Below are 23,438 nucleotides of genomic sequence, written 5' to 3' on the forward strand. Positions count from 1 at the left end.
GAAAGCTACCTCGCCGGCCTCCACCTCCGTGGCGCGATGATCTGGATCAAGGACCTCACCCGGACCCGTTGATCACGACCGAATACGCGCCCTAGGTCTGCCGGTGCTGAGACGCGCGAACATCACCGACCTCACCGAGGCCGTCGTCGGCGTCTGCACCAAGGCCCGGACCGGCCTGATCCTGGTCGACGAGATCCACAACATATCCCTGACCACCCGCCACGGGGCCGATGTCTCGGACACGTTGAAGTACTTCTCCGAACGGATCCCAGCCACCTTCGCCTACGCGGGCATCGACATCGAGGGCGGCGACCTGCTGTCGGGCACCCGCGGAGACCAGATCGCCGCCCGCTTCACCTCCACGGCCACCCACGCCTTCCCCTACAACGCCGAGTGGAAGGCGTTGGTCGCGCAGATGGAGACCAATCTCGTGTTGCACGAGCATCAGAAGGGCGCCCTGACCCGTCTGGACCGCTTCCTCCACACCCGCACCGGCGGCATGATCGGCACTCTCTCCCACCAGATCCGCGGGGCCGCCGTCGACGCCATCCTCGCCCGCACCGAGAAGATCACCAAGGCGGGCCTGCTGGCCGTCGACCTGGACATCGCCTCCCGCCGCAAGCGCCGGGACGCAGAACAGTGACCAGGCCGACTTCCGAGGTGCCCATCCGTCAGCTGCCGTTCCAAGTCCGCCCGCGAAGCGGCGAGGGCGGCCGAACGTTCATCACCCGCCTGGCCAAAGCGAACCACCTGAAGCCCGGCTACCTGCGCACATTCCTGACAGACCCCCCACAACGCAGAGGGACGCCGTCCTGGGACCGCCTCGCCGCTGTCACCGGGCGCGACCCGGTCCAGCTCCGGCGAATCCTGGAGACGACGCAATGCTCCGAGTGCGGGGCACCGATGACCCCGATGTCCAGCTTCGGCGTCAAACCCCGGACCTGCTCGACGAACTGCCGCCAACGCAGTCGCCTCACCAACTCGCATTACCGGCGGACGACGCCCTGCCACGTCTGCGGCAAGCCCATGGACTACCGGATCGGGCAGCGACGATACCTGTGCTCCAGCGATTGTCGACGCTTCGCGTTCGAGTGCCGCCGCCGCGGTCAGCCGCTGCCACGTCGAAGCGAGAGCGATGCGGACGGGGAAGACCCACTGGCGGAGACCTGCCCCGGCTGCGGCGAATATCTGCCGCAGCCGAGAAAACGGCGAGCCTGCTCAAGACGCTGCACCCGGAGAACCCGCCGCTGGATCCGAACCCCGATGCCCCCACCGACCTCCTGCACCCAGTGCGGCGGCCTGGCGTTCGCCCTCGCGGACGGCCGCCCTCGAACCCTGTGCTCGGACAAGTGCCGGCACCAGGCCGAAGAGGCCGAACGCGAAAGAGCTATCGCTGAAGCCCTCGCCGAAGGAACACAGACCTGCAGAGGCTGCGGCGATCGCTACAAGCCCCGGCGGCTCAACCCATGGTGCTCGGAAGCGTGTCTTAACACGCACATCGATCAGTGCCGCAACGACCCGAAGGAATGTCCAGTTTGCGGGACGTCGATAGCTAGTCGCCCTCGCAGCATGGGCGGCAGGACTCGCCAGTGGTGCTCGCCCAACTGCTGCCATCAAGCCTTTCGTTGGCGGACAGAGTTCCGCGATCGATCGCTTCTCCCACCGCTGCCACTGTCCCGCCAGGCACGCCAAACCCTGAACCGGAACCGCTACAGCGGCGCCTCGTTGACGCCGTCCTTGACGCCGCCCCGCAGGCCCCACTCATCCAAGCCGGAGTAGATCATCGCAGCGCGGCCCTGCGGAAAGGAGACAGCCTCGGCCTCCCCTGAATAGATCGCTACCAATGAGTCAGCCCCTCGCCACCAGGTGTCGGCCACGCCCATCACTTCGTGCACTGGCTCATACCCATCCAGCACGATGCCGTCCACATCGTCGCCGTTGACCATGACGATCTTCTTTGCCCACATGGACGCGTGGTGAGCCAGGGCGAGCGATTCCACCCAGCCCTCGACGGTGGCATGGAGGGGCGCCCACTGACCTGTGTGAATGCCGAATTCACCGGACGGCCCGATCATGAACGAGAAAGGGACCGCGGTCCGCTGCATCCCGGCTTCAAACCACCACCCTTCGGAGGGCGAGCCCTCCGGCGAGTCCGCTTCGAGGTACCTGGGTCCGCCGTCGTACTTGGGTGCGGGCGGCAGGACCAAGCCGCCCCATCGCTCTTGGTATGCCGCCATCCGGTCGATGACCGCCGCAGGGATGTCTCGCTCAAGCCACCACTGTCTGTGCTCCTCGACCGACTGGACGTCGACCTTGACGCCGTGCGCGCGGACGAAAGATCGGGCTCGTTGAGTCAGGCCGTCAGGGACATCGTTGAAGAGGTTGAGATTCACAGGGTGACGCTACCCAGCAGTTGGAGGGGCGGCGGGTTCGGGCCGCTCTCAGCAAGAGCAACTGCGTCAGCGGACGCACTGAGTCAGGCGTTCCACCATTCGTCAGTGCCGCAGCCGACCTCGTAGTGCCACCAGCCCTCGTCTTGTCCTTGACTCAGCAATGCCTTGATCCCGGCGAAGTCCGCGTCTGCCGGGACGTTGAAGGCCACCATGGGGAAGTCCGCGCTCATAACCTCACCGCCAAGGTGGAAGACAGCCAGGCGTTGATGCACCGCCTGGGGGCTGCGGCCCAGCGGCCCCGAGGGGACGGGCACGACGCGAACCGTGTAGTTGCCGGCTGAACTGACCCGCCCGACAGCCCAGTGCAGCCCATCTGAGTCGGTCTGGAACTGCACGACGTCCCCCTCGGCCACACCGTCCTGCAGGAACGGGGCGTTCTCGATCACGGCCGTGGCAGCACTGAGTTTTGTCGCCCACAGGCCCTCGGTGTCCTGGAGGAACCAGCCCTCGCGGGGGACGAACCGGAACCAGACCTTGATCTTCTCGACCGCGTTCTCCACGGCGCCAATCATGCTCGGACCGCCAGCGGCATCTTGCATCGGGGTTGAGCTGGGCGGTCAAGCCTCGTTGAGACAGAGCGGCAGGCCGTCAACCTTCGCTGAGACAGACGAGTGACGATCCAACTTCGCTGAGACACGGCCAGCCTTCACTGAGACACGTCAACCAACGTTGGTGGCCTGGCGCGCCACCAACGTTGGTGGCGGCCGTTACGTGATCGTTGCGGCCAAGGGGGCTGTTCACCAAGGGATACGTCAAGGTGTGCGGGGTTGCCTACGGCGACCGCGCGGAGCACCGGCTCCGTGCCCAGCCGGAGGGAACCCCTGCGATGACGACGAGCGACAGCGCCCAGCCGAGGACCAGGACGAGGGCCAGGGCGCGGACCGGTGCGGAGCCGGACGGCGAGACGCGGGAGGTGGAGATCACCTGGGTCGTCATGGCCGCGCTGTTCCAGTTCCGCATCGCCACCGCCGAGCAGCTGCGCCGGCTGGCCGCTCCGGACGCCGGGATCGAGAAGATGCGGGCCCGGCTGCGTCGGCTTCGCGTGGAGGGGCTGGCCGCGGAGCTGGTGCTGCCGCAGTCCGGGCGGGCCAAGGGCTGGTTCCTGACCGAGCACGGCGCGAGGATCGCCGGCGCCTTCCCCGAGCTGGCGGACATCCCCGCCCCGCGGCTGCCCGGTGACGAGACCGCGTTCAAGTACACGCTGTGGCACCAGCTGGACGTGGTCCGCACGCACCTGGCGTTCCTCGCCGACGCCCGCAGGCGCGGTGACCACCTCTACGGGCCGTTCGACTTCATCCCGGAGATCACCCACCGCTTCGCCGAGGGCCGCGAGGGCACGGTGCGCCCGGACGGGCTGGTCTACTACGGCGTGAACGAGCCGGACGGCGTCGGGCGGCTGCGGGCGTTCGTCGAGGTCGACCGGGGCACCATGGGCGCCGAGCGGCTGGCGTCGAAGCTGAACGCCTACGCCCGCTACTGGGCCACCGCGCCGCTGCCGGCCGGGGTGCGGTCCGGCACCACGGAGGCCCAGCAGGGTGGGGTGCCGATCTGGGAGCGCCGCTACACGCGCTTTCCCAGGCTGCTGTTCGTCCTCACCGGCACCGGCGAGACCGGGTTCTTCAACCGGGTCGGCCAGCTTCAGCTCCACGCCCGCGACCGGCACGTCGCCAGGATGCTCGCCACTGTCCCGGCCGGCGCCGCCAGGCTGGAGGACCTGGAGACTGAGGGGTACGACGGCGCGGTCTGGTGGCCGCTGGTCGATCCGGACGCCGATGCCGTGCCTTGGTGGGAGCTGACCGGCAGCGGGCGCTGACCGGCAGCGACGCCGATTCCTTGATGGCCGGCCCCGGTCCTGGGGCCGACCATCAAGGTGTCCGCTGGGCGCCGGGGCGGACCATCAAGGAATCGGCTCGAGCCGCGGGGAGACCATCAAGGTGACGGCAGGCCGCGGCCGGGAGCACAACGTCGACTCCCCGCCCTCCTCCTCCGGCCGGTGGCGTCGCGAAGCGACGGCGCCGGGCCGCCGCGCAGCGGACAACCCAAGACGCCGTCGGCGCGCAGCATCAGGTTGCCGGGATCTCGTCTCCGCTCCTGCTCTGCGCGCCTGCTCCTCACCGACTCCGACTCCTCACCAGCTGCGGCCCTTGGCTGCTCCCCGGCACCAGCAGAAGGTCCAGGGAGAAGTAGTCGGCTCCCGGCAACCCATGGACAAACGGGTTCTGAACTGCTGAAACAGCATTCTCGGCGGCAGGGGCTGGCACAACCTCGAGTAGCAAGCCCGAGTAGCAGGCCCGAGTAGCAAGAGGCAAGTGCGTGGCCAGTCGTTCAGTCGAGGTCGGCGGATGCCAGGGCCACCGCGAGCACCAGGTACGGGGCGGCTTCCAGGCACTGCTCGGCCATCATGCTCGGGTCGGACGCCGTGCCCGCGTCGGCCAGCGCCAGCAGCCCGGCGCCGATGGCCGCGTCGACCGCCGCGTCCAGGACCTCGGCCGCCGTGAACTCCCCGCCGGCCGTCAACGCGTTCACCAAGGCGACGGCCTGGGCCGGGTCGACTCGCCAGAGTTCGGCGACCTGGTCACCGGCGCCGGCCAGGTCGATGACCGCGCTCTGTTCCGCAGTCGGCAGCGGCACGGGCCAGGACGCTCCAGGCTCCTCCACGATCTCCTCGGCCCGCGCCAGCGCCACCCTCGCGGCGCTCGTCCGCTGGGCCTGCTCCCGCTCCCTCGCGACGGCGGCCGGCCACCGGGCGTCGTCCTCAGCCCGGGCCGCCTCCAGCAGCGGGACGGCCGTGCGGCCGAGGTAGACGACCGGCAGCGGGTCCACCACGACCGTCTCCTGCCCAGGCAGGGCGTCGGCGACGGGCTGGTACAGCGCCTGCGCCGCCGAAGCGCAGGCCCCGACCGTGGCGGTCAGGGCTGCAATCAGCCGGGCGTGGCGGCGTCGGCGTGCGGGCAGGTCCAGGCGGGCGGGAGTCGCGGTCACCCCCGCACTATGCCGCGCCGCACCCACCGACGACTTCCGTTCCCATGAACATCATGCGGGCGGTCAGCGCCACTGGTAGGACGCGCCGGTCCCGGGATCACCACCGGCACCGCCCGGTCGTCGGGGAAGCCCAGGACAGGGGGGCCGGTCACACCTGCTCCAGGTACGCCTTCATGACGGTGTGGGCGGCCTGCTCGGGGGTGTCGTGCAGGATCGGCTCCTGGGTGAGGGAGTCGCCGAGGAAGTAGCCCTCGTACACCGCCACCCACTGCTTCGAGCCGGCCACGCCCCGCTCGACCCAGCCCACCGCGTGGCCCTCCGCCGTCACCAGCCACACGCCTGGCTGCACCGTCCAGCCCAGCAGCTTCCAGTAGTCGCCGAAGACGGCCGGGTCGAGCTCGCGGTGGGCGTCGTTGTCGGGCATGCCGCGCAGGACCGGGTCGCGGGGCACCGTCACCAGGCCCGGCTCGGCCGCGCGCGGGCCGGTCCACCCGGAGGTCCGCGGAGCCGGACGCGCGGCATCGGGCGTTCGCGCGGCGGTTGCCGGCGGCGTGACGCGGGCGCTCCGAAGGGCGTCCAGTGCCTCGCTCCAGTCGCGGTGGGTGCGGGGCCGGCCGAGGCCGCCGAGCAGCGGCTCGGCACGCCCGTCAGCCAGGTGCAGCACCCCGATCCACCCGCCCAGACCCCACGGACCATCACCAAGCAGCGCGGCCCAGCCGACCCGCACACCGCGGTGGTGCAGCTGGTGGACGCCGGCGGCCTGCGGCGTCGACCAGGACGACGTCGTCCAACCCGGACCGAAGGTCAGAGCCAGGTCGTCGGACCGGTCCGGGGGGCCGAAGCGGCGTACCGGGTCGGAGGTGGCGCGCAGCACCGCGTCGGGCTGCAGGTCGCTGTCGTCCGGGTGGGCGACCGTGAAGGCGGGGGCCGGGCGGGCCGGTGCGGGCACCGGCCCGCTGGCGGCGGGCGGGGTTTCGTTGCCGCCACGGAACGCGGGCGCTGCGGGCACTCGCGGGACGGGCGGGGTTTCGTTGCCGCGACGGAAGTCTTCGTTGCGGGGCTCCGGGAAGGCCGGTTGTCCCCCGTCGGCGGGCTGGGGTTTCGTTGCACCGGCCACCGGTCCGACCTCCCCGGTGGCGCGGTCGGTCAGCTCCGCAGCGGCCGCGAGCAGCAGCCGAAGCGCGGCCGCCGTCCGGTCGGGGTCGTCGCCCTGGTCAAGGGCGTCGGCGAGCGCCATGGTGGCGGCGGTGACCGCGTCGGCGCCCGCCAGCAGCCGCTGCCGGCGCCCGGGCGGCGCCTCGGCGGGGGCGGTGGGGGCGTCGGCCTGCGGCGTGGCGGGGTCGAGGTCGCGGGTGAGGTCACGGACGGCCTCGTGGTCGGCGTCGGTCAGCACGTAGAGGCCGGCGCAGCCAAGGGCGGTGTAGAGGGGCTGGGCGGCGGTACCGGCGACGCGGCGGTGCGCGACGTCAGCGCGCTGCATCGCGAGGTATTCGGCCTCAGCGGAGCGGTCGGCGACGTCGCGGCGGTGGCGCTCACGGCGCAGCGCGTGCCGGAGGGCAGTGTCGTGGTCGGGGTCGTAGCGCTCCGCCCGGGTCTCGGCGGTGTGGTCGCGTACACGCTGCCACTCGGCGCGGATGGCGGCCGCGGTGGCGATGCCGGTCTCGTCCCCGGCGTCGGCGTACCGGTCTGCCGTGCGCTCGTCGTCCCGGGCCCGGTGCAGGGCCTGCTGGATGTTCTCCAGGGTCATCCCGGCCGCCCGGCGGCGGACCCGGGCCGGGATGTCGCCGAGCAGCGCGTGCTTCTGGTCGTCGGGCTCGTCCTGGGCGTGGTCGGTGCGGTTGGGGTGCTGGGCGAGGGCGGCGTGCAGCGTCGCGCCAGCCTCCCACTCCTCGGCGTGCACGACGGGCTCCGGCAGGCTGCCCGGGCGGACGCTGTGAACGATCCGGCCGTCGACCTGGGCCACCCATCCGTCCAGGCCGTCGACGTCGCGCTCGGTCCAACCGCGGGCGAGGCCGGCGCCGTGATGAAGGGTGCGGATGCCGTCGTGGCCGGACCAGCGCAGCCACATCGAGCCGCGTACCAGCGGGGAGTCGAGGACCGCCCGGCCCAGGTCCCGGCAGGCGGGCACGGGCCGGCTGCGGTACGCGAACAGCTCCAGCCGCACGAGCGCAGCGGCGGGGTCCGGCTCAGGGCGGGTGGTGTCGGTCATCGCGGCATGCCTTCCGGGTCGGCGGGGGAACGGGTGAGGGACGGCCCGATGTCCGGGCCGCCCCGTGGGCGGTGGGCTACTGGTCAGTGGCGCAGTGGTGATCTGTCTCGACCCAGTCGCCGTCCGCGAAGTCCGTGTCGAACGTCCAGCCGCATTTCCCGCACTCGGCGAACGGTCCTTCCGGGTGCCGGGCGAGGGCGTGGACATCAGGGCAGTGCAGAGCATCCGGACAACTCACGTAAGCGGAAGATCGAATTCAGCGATCTACCCGGCCCGTCTTACGCCCGATATGAATCGATGACAGCGGGTCAGGCACTGAATGTCCATTCAATCCAATTGCAATGCAATGGTATAGATTTTTCCACGTCACCTATTCCTGTAAATTTCCACCAACTCGGACAATCGGCCCGCGATGCACGCCCACTGTCCGGAAAACGTCTGCCCACCAAGCAGGTCATCTTGTAGTCTTTATTCGTGGGCGCCGCACCATGGGCAGCGCCCCCGCGAATTGGCGGTGCTTAATTTGCCCGTTCGAAATTCGGAGACGTCCGAGGGTCTGGGCTCAGCCGTCTGTGTCAAGTTACTGTGCTGCGCGGCCACGCCGAGCAGCACAGACCACAATGAGCGAAAGGGCAAACTCAATGAGTCTCTCGGCAGTAATGCGTCGTACGGCTGTGGGCGCCGCCGCGGCCGTCGCCGTTCTGGGGATCGGCGCCACGCAGGCGTCGGCCGGCCAGGTCGTCGACTTCCCTGGCTCCACCGGTGGCTTCGCATTCACCTACAGCGGCACCACCGCCCAGTTCTCCACTGGGCAGGCCGGCCTCCAGTCGATCATCAAGGTCACCGGCACCGGCAGCGCGCAGGACCGCGCCCAGTGCCAGCGCGGCAACGGCGAGACCAACTGGTACCAGTCGACGATCCGGGCCAGCAACGGCGGCACCTCGCACTACGACTGCTCCGCCAACGGGACCTACAACCGCGCGCTCGTCGGCGTCGGGGCGGACTTCTGAGCGCCTCCCTCAGAACGCGGCACATCTGAGGAAGGCCCGCAGGTCCTCCCGTGACATCTGACCGCTGCGGCCAGCGCCAAAGGAGAATCATGAGTACATCCAAGAAAGTCCTTGTGCTGGCGCTGGCCGCAGCGGTCGTCCTCGGTGGCACCGTGACCGTCTTCGTGATGAGGTCTGGCGCCACCGAGCTGACACCCGCCCAGACGACCCAAGCCCACCGCCTGACCCTGGCCCTGGCAGGGGTGCTCCCGCGGAGCGAGGACGCGCAGTTCAACCTAGACCTCGCGGCACGTACCGAACAGCTGATCGCGGACTGCATGCCGGCCCACGGGCTCCACTACGTCCCCAAGAACCCGCGCAGCCTGATCGACACCGAGACCTCCACTGACTTCTCCAGCCTCGAGTACGCACAGAAGCATGGATTCGGGATCGCCGCATGGCCCAGCTTTCTGCCCAGCCACGAGAACGACAGCTACACCGCATCACTCTCCGAAGAGGCCGTCACACGCTATAACCAAGCGTTGTCCTCGTGCTCCGACAACTCCCGGGAAAAGGCCGGCCAAGAGTTCGGCGTAGACAAGGGGAACTCGGATTACAACAAGATCGACAAGAAGGTCACATCGAGTTCTCGCTATCGCGCAGCAGGGCAGGAGTGGATGACCTGCGCCAAGGAGCGCGGCTATGACTACCCGAGCCGCTTGGTTCTCATCCAGCGACTGCGCGGCGAGTACCAAGGAGTCATGAATGAATTGCATGGAAGCAATTCCGATGGAACGCCATATGTGAACGGCGAGATCCAGGCCCGGGCAGAGGCGGACTCGAAGTATCAGGAGTTCCGCCAGAAAGAGGTCTCTGCCGCCGTTACGACGTTCCCCTGCTCTCAGAGCCTGGACCGGGTGTACCAGGAGGTCTTCATCGAGGCGGCTGGATACTCGTCGCCATAATCGGAGTGCTGAACTCCGTTTATTGAACGAGGGGCCGACGCCTCTGAATGGTGAGATGATCGCCACGCACCTGTAAAAACGCGAGAGGGCAGGCAATGAATCTTCTGGTAGCCGAGGAACTGAGCCTCAGTTTCGGCACGACCCGCGCGCTGGACGGGGTCTCGTTCGCAGTCGCCCCGCGGGAGGTGGTGGCCGTGACCGGATCGAGCGGCTCGGGGAAGTCGACACTGCTGCACTGCTTGGCGGGGATCCTCGTCCCGGAGGGCGGCAGCGTCCACCTCGACGGCGAGCGGATCGACAACCTGCCCGAGGCGGGCCGCAGCTCACTGCGCCGCCGGGGCTTCGGCTTCGTGTTCCAACTGGGCGAACTGATCCCCGAACTATCCGTACTCGAGAACGTAGCACTCCCGCTGCGGCTCGCCGGGGTGACCCGCAAGGACGCCGCACGGCAGGCGACAGAGGCGCTCGAGCGGCTGGAGATCGCTGGCCTCGCCGCGAAGCGCCCATCCCAGATCTCCGGCGGGCAGGCCCAGCGGGCCGCAGTTGCAAGGGCCCTGATCCACCGTCCGAAGGTCGTCTTCGCTGACGAGCCCACCGGCGCGCTCGACACGGTCAACGGCGAGCGGGTACTGACCGCGCTGACCACAGCTGCCCGGGAGCAGGGCGCGGCCGTGGTCGTCGTGACCCACGAGGCGCGCGTCGCGGCCTGCGCGGACCGCGAGATCGTGATGAGCAACGGCCGGGTGGTCGGGACGAAGGAGCGGGTGTGATGCGGGCCCGCCTCTACCCCCTGCTTCTAGGCGTCCGCCTGGTGCGCGGCTACGGCCGCTCGGGCTGGGCCCGGGTCGCCCTGATGGCCGGCGGTACGGCACTCGGCGTGGTCGTCCTGCTGTTGGCGATCGCCGTCCCGGGGATGCTGCAGCACCGCGCGGACCGGGCCGACGCCCGGACGGTGATCTGCGCGGCCACGGACGATCGTCCGGCGGCTGGCTGCGGCCTGCTCGGAGAGAGCGTGTCGGACAGCTGGTACGGCCGACCCCTGCAACGCCAGCTCGTCCCCGAGGCCGTCGCCCCCCCGCCGCCCGGCCTGAACCGCCTGCCAGCCCCCGGTGAGGTGGCGCTCTCGCCCGCACTGCGCGCGCTCTACGACGAGCCGGGCAACCAGGCGCTGCGCGACCGGTTGCCCGGCCGAGCCACCGAGACGATCACCGCCGACGGCCTGCTGCAGCCGGACGAACTGCTCGCATACGTCGGCGTCGGGAGCACCCCCGGCGCCCTGGCGCAGCAACCCGCAGGGTACGGGCCGCAGGCGCACCACGTCACCGGCCCAGCGGTGGTGGCCGAGGCCGGGGCCGTCGCGGACGCCCGCAAGAACACCATCACCCTGATCGTCGGCGTGATCGCCGTCCTCACGCCCGTCCTGCTGTTCCTCGCCTCCTGCGCCCGGCTCTCCGCCGCCACGCGGGACCGGCGGCTGGCCGCGCTCCGCCTGCTCGGGGTGACGCCGCGCCAGGCGCAGGTGGTGAACGCGGGAGAGAGCGCCGTGGTGGCGACGCTGGGTGCACTCGCCGGCCTGGCGATCTTCGAGGCCCTGCTGCCGTTCACCTCCCGATGGACCGTCGCGGGCTACGGCTGGTACTCCGCCGACCTCCAGCCCCCGCTGTGGCAGATCGCGGCACTGCTGCTGGCGGTTCCCATCCTTGCCGTCGGCGTGGGGGCCGTCGCGGTACGGCGGGTCACCGCCACCACGAGGGCCGGACGGGCCGATGCCATGCCGAAGGCGCCGTCCCCCTGGCGGCTGGCACCGCTGGCCGTCGGCGTTGCGGTCAGCGGGTACGCGGCGGCCAGCTCTCCGCCGGAGCGCGGCGACCCGAACACCTCGATGCTGCTCACCATGGCCGCCGGGCTGCTGCTGGTGTTCATCGGTCTCGCGGCCGGCACTCCGCTGATCGCCCGGAGCATCGGCGTGCTCCTCGGGCGGGTGACCCGGTCGATCGCCGTCCTGCTCGGTGCCCGGCGGCTCGAGGTCGAGGCCGCCGCCGCCACCCGGGTGGTCTCCGGACTGGTCCTCCTGGTCTTCGCCGGGGCCTTCGGGCAGTCGATGCTCGCGGCGATCCAGTCCCGCACCGACGCCGATTCCTGGGCGCAGGTGATGGCCCCCGGCGTCTACCAGGGGCCGGCGACGAGCGCAGACGGCACACCGCTGGCGGCCGCCGCCTTCGCCGACATCCCCGGCGTGCGCTCGGTCGTCCCCGTACGCCGCCTCCAGACGCCGATGGCACCCGTCGCGGTGACGCCCGCCCAGGGCATCCCGGGTGGGGCGTCCGGGGCGCCTGCCGGCACGGTTCAAACGCCCCCGCGCATCCACAACGCCGTCGTCCTCACCTGCGCCGAACTGTCCGCCGTGATCAAGAAGGCGCCACAGAGCTGCGAGGAAGGCACCGCGTACTGGCTCGCCCAGTCCGGGCAGCCGACCGGGCTCGACAACGGAGCGCCGCTGTCCCTGGCTCCGGCGGCTTCCGCCGACAGCCCCGTCACGGTGGCGGCACCCACCCGCACCCTCACGGTCCCCGACCGCAACGCGGTATCCGACGGCTCCCCGGTGGCGGCCGACATGCTGCTGCCGCCCAGCACACCGGGCCTGTCCGCCGCAACCCTGCCCGCCACGACGTACCTGATCGTCACCGACGGCGAGCGGTCCACCTTCGAGTCGCTCAACGCGGCGGCCGCCCGGGTGGACCCGAGCCTGACGGTCTCCGTCCCGGACATCGCGCTCGAAGCGCAGTACCAATTCCCCTTGTTCCGCGCCCTGCTCACGCTCGGGACCGTCCTCGTCCTGGCGATCTCCTGTGCCGCCATCGCCGTCGGCTCGATCGACCGCGCCATCGAACGCCGCCGCGAGGTCGCCCTCCAGGCCGTGGTCGGCGTCCCACTGCCCACCATGCGGCGCGCCCAACTCCTCCAAGTGCTCATCCCGTACGGCACTGGCATCACCCTGGCCCTGGGCCTCGCCATCCTGGTCGGACGAGCCTACGGACGTGCAGGAGGCACCTCGGGGGCAATCCCGCTCGGAGGGCTCGGCACCGTCGCCGCCATCGCACTCGCCGGCGCGGCCGTGGCGGGGCTGAGCGCGCTCCCCGCCCTCGGCCGAGGCGTCAAGGCGGAGTTCCTGCACCGCGAGTAACCCGCGACAGGACACATCCGCCACCTGCCCACAGGGCCCGCGCTCCCACAGCGCGGGCCCTGTTTCGGCTGGACCGCGCCACACGAAGGGGGCGCGCCGCGCAGAGGGCCTGGCCAAGTTCGCCACCCTGCAACAAGCCAGCCCATCGCGGCCAGCACCACAGTCTCCCCGACGCCCGCCGCCACCGGGCTCGAACTGGGCGGTCGAGGCCTGCTCGGCGGGGGCGGTCACGGCTGGCCCCCGGTCGTACAGGCGGGCTCGTGCCAGGTGGTGCGGACGACGATGCCGCCCTGGGTGAGGTGTTCGCTGGACCAGGTCCGGCAGCACGTGGAACGCCCAGCGAGCCACCCAGGCCCTCCAGGACGCCGGGCACGACGTCGACCAGAAGGGCGCCCGCGCCATCCTGCGCAAGCTCGCTGCCGAGGGCGCGTCCACGGCCCGCTCGGCGGGCTGCTGGGCGTCGGGGTGGGCCGGGAGGTCGGGGACGGGCACGAGGCGGCCCCAGGGCGGCGGCTGGCGGCCTGGGGAGCGCTGCGGGCCGAGGGCGCGGGCCACGCCGGGGCCCAGAGCGCGCCGGGCGGGCGGAGAGGTGCTCACGCCCCGTTCAACGAGTCGGGTCTGCCGCGGTGGCGGCCGGCCTGCTCGCGGTCGTCACCGGGGCCGTACGGGCACCCGGGGTACGGCTTCGCTGCCGTCGGGGGGGCGCAGAGGGAAGTTGTCGGCGCTCGCGGGGCGCCTTGTCCGCGCCTGTGACCTGGCACGTCGGCGCCGGTCCGCCAGTTTGGAAGGGGACCTGAAACGGGACGAAGGGCTGCCACAACGGGCGCCGGTCGGAGGAACTCATGATCACCAGTCTTCCAGGCCCACCCACCCGGCCACACCGAACAGGCCGCCCCACAAGCATCAGCCGGGCACGATGGAGACAGGAACCGGCAAGGGAGCAGCGATGCGCACCGGAGACGTCGTGGTCGGCGAGACCTACATCGCGAGCATCCCCCAGCGGCTCCCGGAGCAGCTGCGCCGTCCGGGAGACACGCCCGAGCAGTGGCGGGCGAACATGCAGCTGCACCTGGTCCGCGGGCGGCGCATCACCGTGACGGTGACCGGCTTCGGCGAGGAGCCCGACACGGTGGTGGTCAGCCGGGACGTCCCGGCCGGGCGCGCCCGGCTGCGCCTGACCGCCGAGCAGGCCGCGGCCCTCGATCTCGCCGAGGGCCAGGAGTACGAGATCACCGGCATCGTCACCGACGCGGACGGGCAGGCCCTCACCTTCCCCGGCACCGTCGCCCACACCATCCCGGCCCGCTGGCTGCGCCCGGCCGACGAGCAGCTGGAGCTCCACCCGGACACGGACCACTTCCACCGCGCCCTGGTGTGCCGGGACGCGGACGGGATGACGCCGGTCGAGATCGACCGGGCGGCGGAGAAGGCGCTGGCGCAGCTCCACCATGTCCGGGGCCTGGCGCTGGAGGACCCGACCGTCGACCATTCGGTGCTCACCTCCGAGGCGGACCACCGGGAGTGGCTGCGGATCGCCGAACGGGTGCGGACGGCCGGACTCGCCGCCTACGATCCGCGGGTCGACCCGGACGCCGTGGAGCACCCGCCGCTGATCCGGTTCCGGCAGCCCTGACGAAGGCCGGCTGTCCCCCGTCTCAACGAAGTTTGACCAGTCTCAACGGACTTTGACCGCGGCCTCCACCAGCAGGCGCGGGCGGCGTCAGAACGGCGGTTCGTTGGAGTAGGTGCCGCCCCAGGGGTCGGGGGCCGGGGCGGCGCTTGGCCGGACCTGGAGGACAGCGGCGGCTTCCTTGATGCGGCCGAGGTCGATGAGGTGGTGGGCCAGGACAGTGTTGTTGGAACCGGGGTGCTGTTCGAGGACAGCGACGGCTTCCTCGATGCGGCCGGCCTCGGCCAGCAGGTTTGAGAGGGACCAGGCTGCGTACCAGGTGCCGCCTTCGGGGTGCGCCCGGGCCTGCTCGATCGTTTCGTCGAGTAGGCCGCAGTCGGCCATGAGTGGAAGCCGCATTTGGAAGAAGTCCCACTTCTCCTCACCGTCACGCCGCTCCTTCAGGGCGTCGAGATAGGCCAGAGCCTCCTGGGCACGGCCGTGCTCGGCATACAGGGTGCACAGCGCGTCAACGACGCAGTCTTCCGCGCCGCCCGGAGAGTCCGCCAGGGCGCGCATCACCGCAATCGCCTCGTCGACGCGGCCGTGCCGGACCAAAAGCTGGGACAGGAGATGGCCAACGCGCCACATGCCGTGGGGCTTCTCGGCGAAGGTCCGGTAGACGGCCGTCGCTCCCTCCTCATCGCCGCGTTCCTCCAGCACCTCGGCCAGACTCCGCGCGGCGTGCCCGTGGTACTCGGAGTCGGCGTAAGCGCGCAGTTCCTCAATCCGTCCATGCCTGGCCAGCAGGTCGGCCAGCGCGTCCCGGCCGTTGACCGACGTAACCTCCCGACGGTGCAGCAGCGCGATCGCCTCGTCGATGCGGCCTTGCCGTTCCTGGACGGTGGCGAGCAGGTCGAAGGCGTTGGACGGCTCCAGGCGGAGCCGGTGGCAGTCGGGGTCGTCGCAGGCCGGAACCGCGGCCTCGATCCGGGCTTCCAGCAGCACCGCCACCTCCTCGTCCTGGCCTGCGGCGTCGGCGACGTCGACCAGGGCCTGGGCGAGGAACCAGTCCTCAACCCCGGGCCGCAGCAGCGCGAGCGCCTCGGCGGCCCGGCCGTGGCGGGCCAGCAGACGCGCGAAGAAGTCCAGGACCAACCGGTCGCCGGCCTGCGCGTAGGGGCGGGACAGCTCGATCGCCTCCTGCACCCTGCCCCAGCCTTCCAGCAACTCGGCCCGAGCCCGGGCGGCCGGCCACCAGCCCGTCGCGATATACGGACCAAGCACGTCCAGCGCATGCTCGTACTGCCGTCGGTCGCCGAGCAGCCGCGCCCACTCCAGCGCGCAGAACCACTCCCCACGCCCGGCCTGGAACTCCACTTCCCGCTCATGGCCAAGCTCCACAAGCCGGGTCACCAGTGATGAAGGAATGCAGCCCGACAAGGTCCGGGCCCGGTAATCAAGATCAGCAGCGTCCACGACCCCGCACCCTAGCCGCCACCCCCGACACACCCGGATCCGCCCGCGGTCAACGTCCGATGAGACATCGGCCGCCCCGTCCTTCCTGCCCGTGTCCGATCCCCGGCCGACCGACGACGATCCGGACGGCCTCGTCGCCGGCGACGAGCGCGCGGAACAGGCCGCGGCCACGCACGAGGCACTCGCGCTGGCCGCCGAGGCGGGGGAGGCGGCGGCCGTGTGGGTGCGCGGGCTCGCCGCCCGCCAGGACGATGAAGGCCATGCCCGGGTACTGGGTCAGGCGGCCGAGGCGATCGTCCAGGCCAGCGCCCGCGAGGTCATCCCCGGCGGCGAGGGCCAGCTCGTCGAAGAGCTGCGCTACCACCTGGCGGCGGACGTGCTGCTCGGAGCCACCCACACCGGCACACTGCCCGAGCTCCGCGCCGGCGAGCGGCTCGCCTTGGTCGCCGTCTGCGCGCTCGCCGCGGCCATGCCCGGCTGCGTGCTCGGCGACCTGGGGCGCGAGCTCACCCTCCTCGCCGACGAACTGAACGCCGCCACCGCCACCGGACGCGCCACCGGACGCGCCGCCGCCGCGGTGTAGCCGGGCTCAGTCCTGCGGGCCGGGCGGGGTGAAGGCGAGCCCGCCCGGCCCGAGCGCACGGTGCCCGTCGGCCGCGGGCCGCCGGGAATGGTCAGGGGCTGCGGCGGGCGGCTGCTGGAACGGCGAGCGCTCCACCGGCAACAGCCGGCGGCGCTCCCCGGCCTGGGACGGGTCAGCGATGGGCGAGGAGAACGGCTGCCGCAACGGGCGGCGTCGGTCAGCGGTCATGATCACCAGTCTGGCAGTCCCAACCCCCGGCCGGGGGCAGACCGGGACACCCAGCCCTGCAAACCTGAGGGTGGTTCCGCCGGCGGCGGCACCACAACGGCCTGTCGTATGCATGGCTATACCAACTGCAGGAACCGCCACCGCCCGGGAACAGGGCGCACACGGCGCGCATGCGGCGTGCGGACCGGTGGAGCTGCGGAAGCACCGGATCGGCGCGATAGGGGGGCAGGGCAGCCTGCGGGACGGCTCCGGCCTGCCGGCTCCGTCCCGCAGGCCGACGATCCGGCGGACGACAGCCCCGGGTTCGGCGAAGCCATAGGCCGCGCGGGGCTGTTCCGTTAACCTGCCCGAGACAGTTCCCAACCCAACCGACGGAGAGTCATGTACTTAATAAAACAAGGGCGTTGGTCGATTGTCGCGGCCGCCCTGCTGTCCGTATCACTGCTCGGCACGGCAGGCTGCGGAAGCTCCGGATCGGCCGCAGCCAACCCGGCCGCAGCCGATCCGGCCGTCGACGATCCGGCCGTCGACGATCCGACGCCGAAGGCCACCGGAAAATCCGGCGGCTACCGCAAGACCCATGACTTCTGCGCCTTGATCGACTTCACCGTGCTGGCCGCCCAGTTCGGCGAGGCCGGAAGGGCCCCTCGGCAGGAGATCGGCTCCAGAAACAACCCCCTGTTCGAGTGCTATCAGAGCTTTTCCCGCAGCGGAACAGGTTCCTCGGACACCTACGTGAAGTGCACCTTTGAGGAGAATTTCGCCGCGGCGCTCAAGTCACAGAGGGGCCGCCTCCCCCACCTCATCAAGTTCGGCAGCGCAACCAATGTCCCCGGCCTGGGCGACGAGGCATTCCAGGTCCAGCGCGCACTCGACGCCGCCAGCTGGAAATCCGAGCTGTGGCTGAACGTGGTGGACAGCAACGTCCAATGCGAGCTGAATGCACAGGCCGACGGGGCCCTCACCCCCGACCAGAGCACGGCCGCCCTCAAGGCCCTCACCGACACCGCCCGCGGCCTCATCCTCCGACTGCCCCAAGCCTGACCTCCCGGACAGCACCGCCGTCCGACCGCTGCTGCACTGTCCGTGCCCCGGGCGGTAGCCGCCGGGGCCGGCCGCCCGGTGCGGGATCCGCCCCGCACCGGGCGGCGCGGCAACACCCCGGCACCGCCGGTAGCGACCCCGAGCCCCGCAGCACGCTGTCCTGGCCGCAGCGCTGCCCGCTGCCGCACAACAGCGTCGTGCGGTGCCGCGCCCGCCCAGGCCCTGCGGGACGGGCGGGCGAAGACCGAGCAGCACGACGCGCCCGGTGAACGGGCCATCGCACAGACCCGCCTGGCCCTGGTCACGGCGTTCACCAACCCCACCCGGGCCGACGAGGAGATCGACCTCGCCCGCCAGTACCTGGAGCCACTCGACCAGCGCACCACCGTGCTGCTCAACCACGTCGCCGCCATGGTCCGCGACGCCGGCACCGACCGCGACATCGCCGACCGCGCCACCGCCCTACGGGCCCAGATCGACATCGCCGGCCTGCCCTGGCTCATCCCGCTCCTGGAAACCGCACTCGCCTTCCACCACGCCATCCGCGGCGCCGAGGACGACCTGACCGCCACCATCGCCCGCCTGCGCGACGCCACCGCCAACGGCGACTTCGCCTACTACCTGAACATCGCCCACTTCTTGGCCAGCCTGCCGCCGGTACGTCGTCACGGGTGACTGGCGCGCCGTCGACGAGGACTACCGGGCCCGCGCGGTCCTGGCACGTACCCCGCCCGAAGCGTCCTGACGCCACGAGAGCCCGACGCCGGACGGACTGGCGAAGCGCCCGCCGGTGGTGGCCCGTTGTGCGTCTCGGGTCCGGCGGGCGCCGACGGCAGGCTATCGCCCCACCCCACGGGAGGACGGGATGTGGGTGGGGCTACAGCGGATTCATCTCTGCGGGCGGGTTCTCGGGAACGATGGCGGCGATCCGCACGGTCGGCGGCCACGGCGGTGCGGGGGCGTAGGCGTGGACCACGTTCACGGCCGGTCGGCCAGCGGCGGGGTCGCCCTCAATCCGGGTGGAGTACAGCTCGACCTGCTGGCCGCCCTCGGTGATCGTGCGGATTGGCCGGCCGAGGCGCGGCTGCCGTTCGAGCTCGGCGCACAGCGCCTCCAGGGCCTCGCCGGCGCCGAGCTCCTTGGCACGCTGGGCGGCGCGGTCGGTGACCACCGCGACCGTCTCGCTTTCGGGGCCGTCGTGGTGCGGGTGGCTCACTCGGCGCCCTGCCGGGCGAGCAGGTCGGCGATGACCTGGTCGACGGCGTCGGCCGTCTCGGGGTCGGCGGCCAAGTGCACGCGGCCGCGGTAGGCAGCGATGATCTCGGCAACGGCGACCAGGTCCACGACGGCGGGGACCTGGTCGACCTGGTCAAGCCGGTCGACCGGTACCCGACGCAGCAGTTGCGCGGCGAGCTCGGCGTCCAGGCGCTCGGCGTCACCGGGGAAGCCGTGGCCGGCCCGCAGCGCGGCCCGCAGTTCCTGCACTGTGTTCATCGGCGGCAGTCCGAGACGGCCCCCACCGTGTTCGGCGGGCTGGGCGCTCATGCCCACCACCCCTCTCCGTATCGGTCTTCCCGGCCGGGCCGGGCCTGTGCTGTCGACGGTAGCCGCCCCGGGCCGGTCCGTGGGGCCGTTCTGGCGGCACCGCCTCCGCCGCTTCGTCCCGGCCGGGGTGCCGTGCCGTCGGCCGCACGCGGGTGTGCGACCTACGATGGGCGTCGTGTCTGATGCCGTTGATTTCCCCGCTGACCTACTCGAACTCCAGCGCCGCTGGTACACCGCCGAGGCCGGCTGGGCCGCCGTGCCGACCGCGGAGAACGCGGTCCGCGTTCTCCGCGGTCGGCGCCGAGCTGTACGCGCACCCGTTCTGGGTCGGCGCGGGGAACCGGCACAAGGCCGAGATGGCCCTCAAGCAGGCCGCCCGCCCGGACACCGACGAACAGGCACCAGCAGCCTGATCGCCCGCCCGGTGGACCCGGCCTCCTGATCGGGGCCGGGCCTGGCGAATGCGCTCTGGGGTCAGGACATCCACCCGTTGACGCAGCTAGCCGCTCGGCCGACGTCATCCCGGCCCGGCTGTCCGCCGGGAGCTAGTCGAGGACGCTGTCGGCGCTCGCCTGGGGGGCCTGGAGAATGCGCCGGACCCGGCTCGCCATGCCCCGGACCGGGAGGTATATCCGAGTGCCGCTGGACCGGGTGGCGGTGACGAGTCCCGCCCCGGTGAGCCGCTGCACCGCCTCTGGGACGAGCTCCTGGTGCTTGGCATCCAGTCCGCGGAAGAGCGCGGACTCCTTCCGCCCTGTGCCTCGCTGGGCGTAGACCTTCTTCAATATCGTAAGCAGGACCTTGTTCATCGGCGTCGTCTTCAGGGCGAGGATGCCCCTGGCCGTCGACATCTGCGCGTCGAACTGGGCTACCTCACAGTCGACGAAATGGCTCGTCTGGAGCGCTGACCACCCGGCTACCCCCGTCATTTGCCCGATGAGGCAGTTCTGGAAGTGCGGGAGCGCGTATCCGTCGTGGTCGGTGAAGTCCAATTCCTGGATCACGCAGTCGTGGAAGCTCAGCCAGTCATAGCTCTTGGCTTCGGCGGTGAGCGAGAAGCTGCGGAGCTCGATCTCGTGGAGGGAGATCGGCGTGCGGGACACGTCCCCGGGCCAGAGCCGCGTGGCGGCCCGGATGATGTCCGCGATGACGGCGTCCGAGACCCCCCGGCGCTGGAGGGCGCTGGCGGACGAGTAGGCGAGCCCCGAACTCGCGGCACTCTCCCGCTCCAGCCGCACGGCGGCTACGTCGATGCCGACCTCGTCCAGGCAGGCGATGCTGCCCGTCATCTCTAGCAGCGGGGTCTCCGTGTTCGGCTCGAGGACGCAGGTCACGACGTCGCCCGCGCGGGCGGCGTCGACAAGGGAGACGTCGACGAAGCGCCGGGAACCGTCGACGCTGTCCATGGCCCCGAGTCCGGGGAGCCGTTGCAGGAGCTGGTAGGAGCCCTCGTCGGGGGCGTAGCCACACACGGATTGGAAGACGGACGTCAGTTCGTCCTGCGAGATGGGCCCCAGCCCGTCTGGGGAGCGCCGCGCCTGGGTGGCGAGCCGTTCTAGCACCTTGCGGATAGTGAACCCGTCCACCCCCACCTCCATGCTGGCCTCCCGCTCGGCGATGCGGTCCAGCATCATGTGCCAGCCCTCACCCGCGGAGCGGCCGAACGTGCCCTCGATGGATCCCTGGAGGGCACTCGACGAGCCCAGGTAGCTCAGGAGAAGGGGGCGCGAGGGCAGCCAATCCGGGAGCGCGTCGTGCCATCCGTAGGCGTGGAGGATCTTCTTCGCCTGCTCCTCCGTCGGTTCTCCCGCTATCAGGAAGAGGGAATCGGTGCCGGCGCCCAGCGCGGTGCGCATCTCGCGCTCGCTGTCGAAGAAGTGCGCCCGCCCCGCGAGGACGATGGAGGTCGAGGCGCGCGACTCGTCGCAGAACCGGCGCACGAGTTCGACGGACCGGCGGCGGATGTCGCGCATCGCCGAAGTCTTGCCGATCCATCCCGGGGTCGCGATCTCGTCGAAGCCGTCCAGGATGAGCGTCACGTCGCCCGAGCGCCACGCTCGGACCAGTTGCGAGGGCGTGGGGAACCCAATGGAGCGGGCATGGCGCTCCAGAGCCTCGACGGGATAGACCTGGCCCTGGTGATCGCGCAGGTTGAGGAGAATGGGGAAGGGCCGGAACGCGTTCGTGCGATGCTCCCTGGCCAGGCGCTGGTACAGCTCGCGCAGGAACATGCTCTTGCCAGCCCCATAGTCGCCGGACAGGAGGATGGACCTGCCGTCCTTCACCTGCTGGGCCACGCGAGCGACCGAGAACGGCTCGCCGGTTCCACTCTCCACCGGGTCGACCGCGACGTAAGGCTTGAGGTCCCCGTGGTCGCCGCTGCTCGGCTCGCGCGCACTGCCGAAGGGGTAGGAGGCGCGCAACTCCAGGTACCGCAAGGAGTCGACGAGCTGGCTCCGCAGCTGAGCGAAGCTGCACGCGATGAGGGGCGGGCCGAACCCCTTGATGACCATGCGCTGGTCGGCGGTAGGTTCCTCGCGCGTGACAAAGAAGCCCTTGACGGACTTGAAAGGGTGCTGGCGGGCCTTAACCAGGCACGCTTCGTGGAGCTTCCTGCCGTCCTTCTCTGCCTTGTCCTTGCGCCTGGAGACCGTGCACTCGACGATAGTGACTGAGTCCGGTCCGACGAAGACGCCGTCACGTTCGGCGGTACCGATGTAGGTAGAGCCCTGGAACTCATTCTCCGGGGCGAAGAGCGCGCGGGATATCCGCAGGACCTCGGCCTCAAACTCCGACTGTTCCTGCTGCTTCTCGTCCGCTGGCACTAGGACCCCTCCGAATCGTGTCTGACGTCGCATCATATGCGCAGGTTGGGACCCGATCACCGGTCCGCGCGCATCGTGCCCACGCCGTGACGCCACACATCCCGGATGACCCCTCTCTGTCAGCCTTGGGTGAGACATCCCGCTTTGTCGGGTTAGCCTGAGAGGGCCCGAGGTAGGAGTTTCGCCCCTGATGACCAGCACCAATCCGTCCGCAGCCGACCCGGCTCCCAGGCCGAAGCGCCGCACGTTCAGTCCCGAGTACAAACTGCGGATCGTCGCCGAGTACGACGCCGCGCCCGAGGGCGAGAAGGGTGCGGTCCTGCGCCGCGAGCGCCTGTACCACTCGCACGTCACCGAGTGGCGGGCCGCACGCGATGCCGGGGCCCTGGAGAACCTGGCCGACCACCGCACGAGCCCGGCCCGCCCGAAGAAGTCCGCCGCCGAGGTCGAGAACGAGAAGCTGCGTCGACAGGTGGAACGGCTGGAGAAGGAGCTCGCCCGGAACAAGGCCGCGTTGGAGGTCCTGGGAAAAGCGTCGGCGCTCTTGGAAATGATCTCCGAGAGCGCGGACTGAGGCACGCCGCCGATCCCGTTGTGGACGAGGCGTTCACCGGCGTCGAAGACGAGCTGGGCACCACGGCCGCGTGCCGGCTGACCGGCCGCTCCCGGGCCACCCACTACCGCAGGCTCAAGCCGCCGCCCGTGCGCGGGCCAAGGTCGCCGCAGGTCCAGCCGTCGGCCCTGACAGCCGAAGAGCGTGATGCGGTATTGGAGTTGATGAACAGCCCCGAGTACGCGGAGCTGGCGCCCGCGCAGATCTGGGCCCGTGAGCTGGACACCGGGCGCTACCACTGCTCGGTCTCCACGATGTACCGGATCCTGCGCGAGCGGGGGCAGTCCGGTGAGCGCCGCCGCCAGGCCACCCACCCGGCCAAAACGGTGCCCGAACTGGTCGCCGACGGACCCTCCCAGGTCTTCACCTGGGACATCACCAAAGCTGCCGGCCCCAGCAAGGGCATCTGGTACCACGCCTACGTCATCATCGACATCTTCAGCCGCTACATCGTGGGCCACACCGTTGAGCCGGCCGAATCCGCGGAACGGGCCGAGGAGTTGATCCGCGAGACCATCGCGTGCAACGGCATCGTTCCCGACACCGTGCACGCCGACCGGGGCACCTCGATGACCTCCAAGAAGGTCTCCCAGCTGCTGATCGACCTCGGCGTCACCCGAAGCCACTCGCGCCCGAAGGTCTCCAACGACAACCCCTCCAGCGAGGCCCAGTTCAAGACCACCAAGTACATGTCCGACTACCCCGAGCGGTTCGACTCCCTGGCCCACGC

At 70.8% G+C, this 23,438-nt stretch carries 21 protein-coding genes and 1 pseudogene; 13 read left to right on the forward strand and 9 right to left on the reverse strand.

Annotated features, from left to right (window positions below; all coding sequences use genetic code 11):
- Positions 1-91: 91 nt before the first annotated feature.
- Positions 92-643: pseudogene (locus AB0P06_RS34760) on the forward strand (ATP/GTP-binding protein); the annotation flags it as partial.
- Between the two features lie 1,066 nt (positions 644-1,709).
- Here the strand turns inward: AB0P06_RS34760 and AB0P06_RS34765 are convergent.
- Both AB0P06_RS34765 and AB0P06_RS34770 read right to left on the reverse strand, forming a co-directional pair.
- Entirely contained in the window at positions 1,710-2,393 is a 684-nt protein-coding gene (locus AB0P06_RS34765) for a hypothetical protein (protein WP_363614626.1), read from the reverse strand.
- Positions 2,394-2,476: 83 nt separating this feature from the next.
- The gene (locus AB0P06_RS34770; RefSeq protein WP_363614628.1) at positions 2,477-2,965 is read right to left on the reverse strand and encodes a DUF4265 domain-containing protein; all 489 of its coding nucleotides are present in this window, start codon (positions 2,963-2,965) and stop codon (positions 2,477-2,479) included.
- Positions 2,966-3,279: 314 nt separating this feature from the next.
- Between AB0P06_RS34770 and AB0P06_RS34775 the strand changes: the two genes are divergently transcribed.
- Positions 3,280-4,266 (forward strand): replication-relaxation family protein, encoded by a 987-nt coding sequence (locus tag AB0P06_RS34775; RefSeq protein WP_363614630.1) that lies wholly within the window; start codon positions 3,280-3,282, stop codon positions 4,264-4,266.
- A 512-nt stretch (positions 4,267-4,778) separates the two neighbouring features.
- Here the strand turns inward: AB0P06_RS34775 and AB0P06_RS34780 are convergent.
- Entirely contained in the window at positions 4,779-5,435 is a 657-nt protein-coding gene (locus tag AB0P06_RS34780) for a hypothetical protein (RefSeq protein WP_363614632.1), read from the reverse strand.
- 148 nt (positions 5,436-5,583) lie between these two features.
- Positions 5,584-7,644: a hypothetical protein gene (locus AB0P06_RS34785; RefSeq protein WP_363614634.1), complete on the reverse strand. Its 2,061-nt coding sequence runs from the start codon at positions 7,642-7,644 to the stop codon at positions 5,584-5,586.
- A 659-nt stretch (positions 7,645-8,303) separates the two neighbouring features.
- Between AB0P06_RS34785 and AB0P06_RS34790 the strand changes: the two genes are divergently transcribed.
- The 5 genes from AB0P06_RS34790 (at position 8,304) to AB0P06_RS34810 (ending at position 14,415) form a co-directional block, all read left to right on the forward strand.
- On the forward strand, positions 8,304-8,654 hold the full coding sequence (locus AB0P06_RS34790) for a hypothetical protein (RefSeq protein WP_363614636.1): 351 nt from the start codon (positions 8,304-8,306) through the stop codon (positions 8,652-8,654).
- An 89-nt stretch (positions 8,655-8,743) separates the two neighbouring features.
- A complete protein-coding gene (locus tag AB0P06_RS34795; protein WP_363614637.1) occupies positions 8,744-9,598 on the forward strand; it encodes a hypothetical protein in 855 nt (284 codons plus the stop codon).
- A 95-nt stretch (positions 9,599-9,693) separates the two neighbouring features.
- Positions 9,694-10,368, forward strand: a complete 675-nt coding sequence (locus AB0P06_RS34800; protein WP_363614638.1) for an ABC transporter ATP-binding protein — start codon at positions 9,694-9,696, stop codon at positions 10,366-10,368.
- Positions 10,368-12,782 (forward strand): ABC transporter permease, encoded by a 2,415-nt coding sequence (locus AB0P06_RS34805; RefSeq protein WP_363614640.1) that lies wholly within the window; start codon positions 10,368-10,370, stop codon positions 12,780-12,782. The genes AB0P06_RS34800 and AB0P06_RS34805 overlap by 1 nt, the downstream gene beginning before the upstream one ends.
- Positions 12,783-13,728: 946 nt before the next feature.
- On the forward strand, positions 13,729-14,415 hold the full coding sequence (locus AB0P06_RS34810) for a hypothetical protein (RefSeq protein ID WP_363614642.1): 687 nt from the start codon (positions 13,729-13,731) through the stop codon (positions 14,413-14,415).
- Between the two features lie 87 nt (positions 14,416-14,502).
- On the opposite strand, the gene AB0P06_RS34815 is transcribed toward AB0P06_RS34810, so the two are convergent.
- Positions 14,503-15,870: a hypothetical protein gene (locus tag AB0P06_RS34815; RefSeq protein ID WP_363614644.1), complete on the reverse strand. Its 1,368-nt coding sequence runs from the start codon at positions 15,868-15,870 to the stop codon at positions 14,503-14,505.
- Between the two features lie 91 nt (positions 15,871-15,961).
- Between AB0P06_RS34815 and AB0P06_RS34820 the strand changes: the two genes are divergently transcribed.
- A complete protein-coding gene (locus AB0P06_RS34820; RefSeq protein WP_363614646.1) occupies positions 15,962-16,453 on the forward strand; it encodes a hypothetical protein in 492 nt (163 codons plus the stop codon).
- Between the two features lie 6 nt (positions 16,454-16,459).
- Here the strand turns inward: AB0P06_RS34820 and AB0P06_RS34825 are convergent, their stop codons facing one another.
- A complete protein-coding gene (locus tag AB0P06_RS34825; protein ID WP_363614648.1) occupies positions 16,460-16,681 on the reverse strand; it encodes a hypothetical protein in 222 nt (73 codons plus the stop codon).
- A gap of 381 nt (positions 16,682-17,062) precedes the next feature.
- On the opposite strand from AB0P06_RS34825, the gene AB0P06_RS34830 reads away from it, so the two are divergent.
- Positions 17,063-17,725: a hypothetical protein gene (locus AB0P06_RS34830; RefSeq protein ID WP_363614650.1), complete on the forward strand. Its 663-nt coding sequence runs from the start codon at positions 17,063-17,065 to the stop codon at positions 17,723-17,725.
- 42 nt (positions 17,726-17,767) lie between these two features.
- Complete coding sequence (locus AB0P06_RS34835; protein WP_363614652.1) at positions 17,768-18,400, forward strand: hypothetical protein; 633 nt, start codon at positions 17,768-17,770, stop codon at positions 18,398-18,400.
- Between the two features lie 202 nt (positions 18,401-18,602).
- Here the strand turns inward: AB0P06_RS34835 and AB0P06_RS34840 are convergent, their stop codons facing one another.
- On the reverse strand, positions 18,603-18,941 hold the full coding sequence (locus AB0P06_RS34840) for a hypothetical protein (protein ID WP_363614654.1): 339 nt from the start codon (positions 18,939-18,941) through the stop codon (positions 18,603-18,605).
- Positions 18,938-19,219, reverse strand: a complete 282-nt coding sequence (locus AB0P06_RS34845; RefSeq protein WP_363614656.1) for a hypothetical protein — start codon at positions 19,217-19,219, stop codon at positions 18,938-18,940. The genes AB0P06_RS34840 and AB0P06_RS34845 overlap by 4 nt, the downstream gene beginning before the upstream one ends.
- A gap of 233 nt (positions 19,220-19,452) precedes the next feature.
- Between AB0P06_RS34845 and AB0P06_RS34850 the strand changes: the two genes are divergently transcribed.
- Positions 19,453-19,683, forward strand: coding sequence for a hypothetical protein (locus AB0P06_RS34850; protein WP_363614658.1), 231 nt, complete (start codon positions 19,453-19,455; stop codon positions 19,681-19,683).
- A gap of 132 nt (positions 19,684-19,815) precedes the next feature.
- Here the strand turns inward: AB0P06_RS34850 and AB0P06_RS34855 are convergent, their stop codons facing one another.
- Positions 19,816-22,095, reverse strand: a complete 2,280-nt coding sequence (locus tag AB0P06_RS34855; RefSeq protein WP_363614660.1) for an NACHT domain-containing protein — start codon at positions 22,093-22,095, stop codon at positions 19,816-19,818.
- 190 nt (positions 22,096-22,285) lie between these two features.
- Between AB0P06_RS34855 and AB0P06_RS34860 the strand changes: the two genes are divergently transcribed.
- Both AB0P06_RS34860 and AB0P06_RS34865 read left to right on the forward strand, forming a co-directional pair.
- On the forward strand, positions 22,286-22,669 hold the full coding sequence (locus tag AB0P06_RS34860; RefSeq protein WP_363576929.1) for a hypothetical protein: 384 nt from the start codon (positions 22,286-22,288) through the stop codon (positions 22,667-22,669).
- Positions 22,670-22,689: 20 nt separating this feature from the next.
- A partial coding sequence (locus AB0P06_RS34865) for a DDE-type integrase/transposase/recombinase (RefSeq protein ID WP_363614662.1) occupies positions 22,690-23,438 on the forward strand: 749 nt, incomplete at its 3' end.

Origin of the sequence: Kitasatospora sp. NPDC088351, assembly GCF_040685575.1 — a bacterium.
Classification (GTDB): Bacteria; Actinomycetota; Actinomycetes; order Streptomycetales; family Streptomycetaceae; genus Kitasatospora.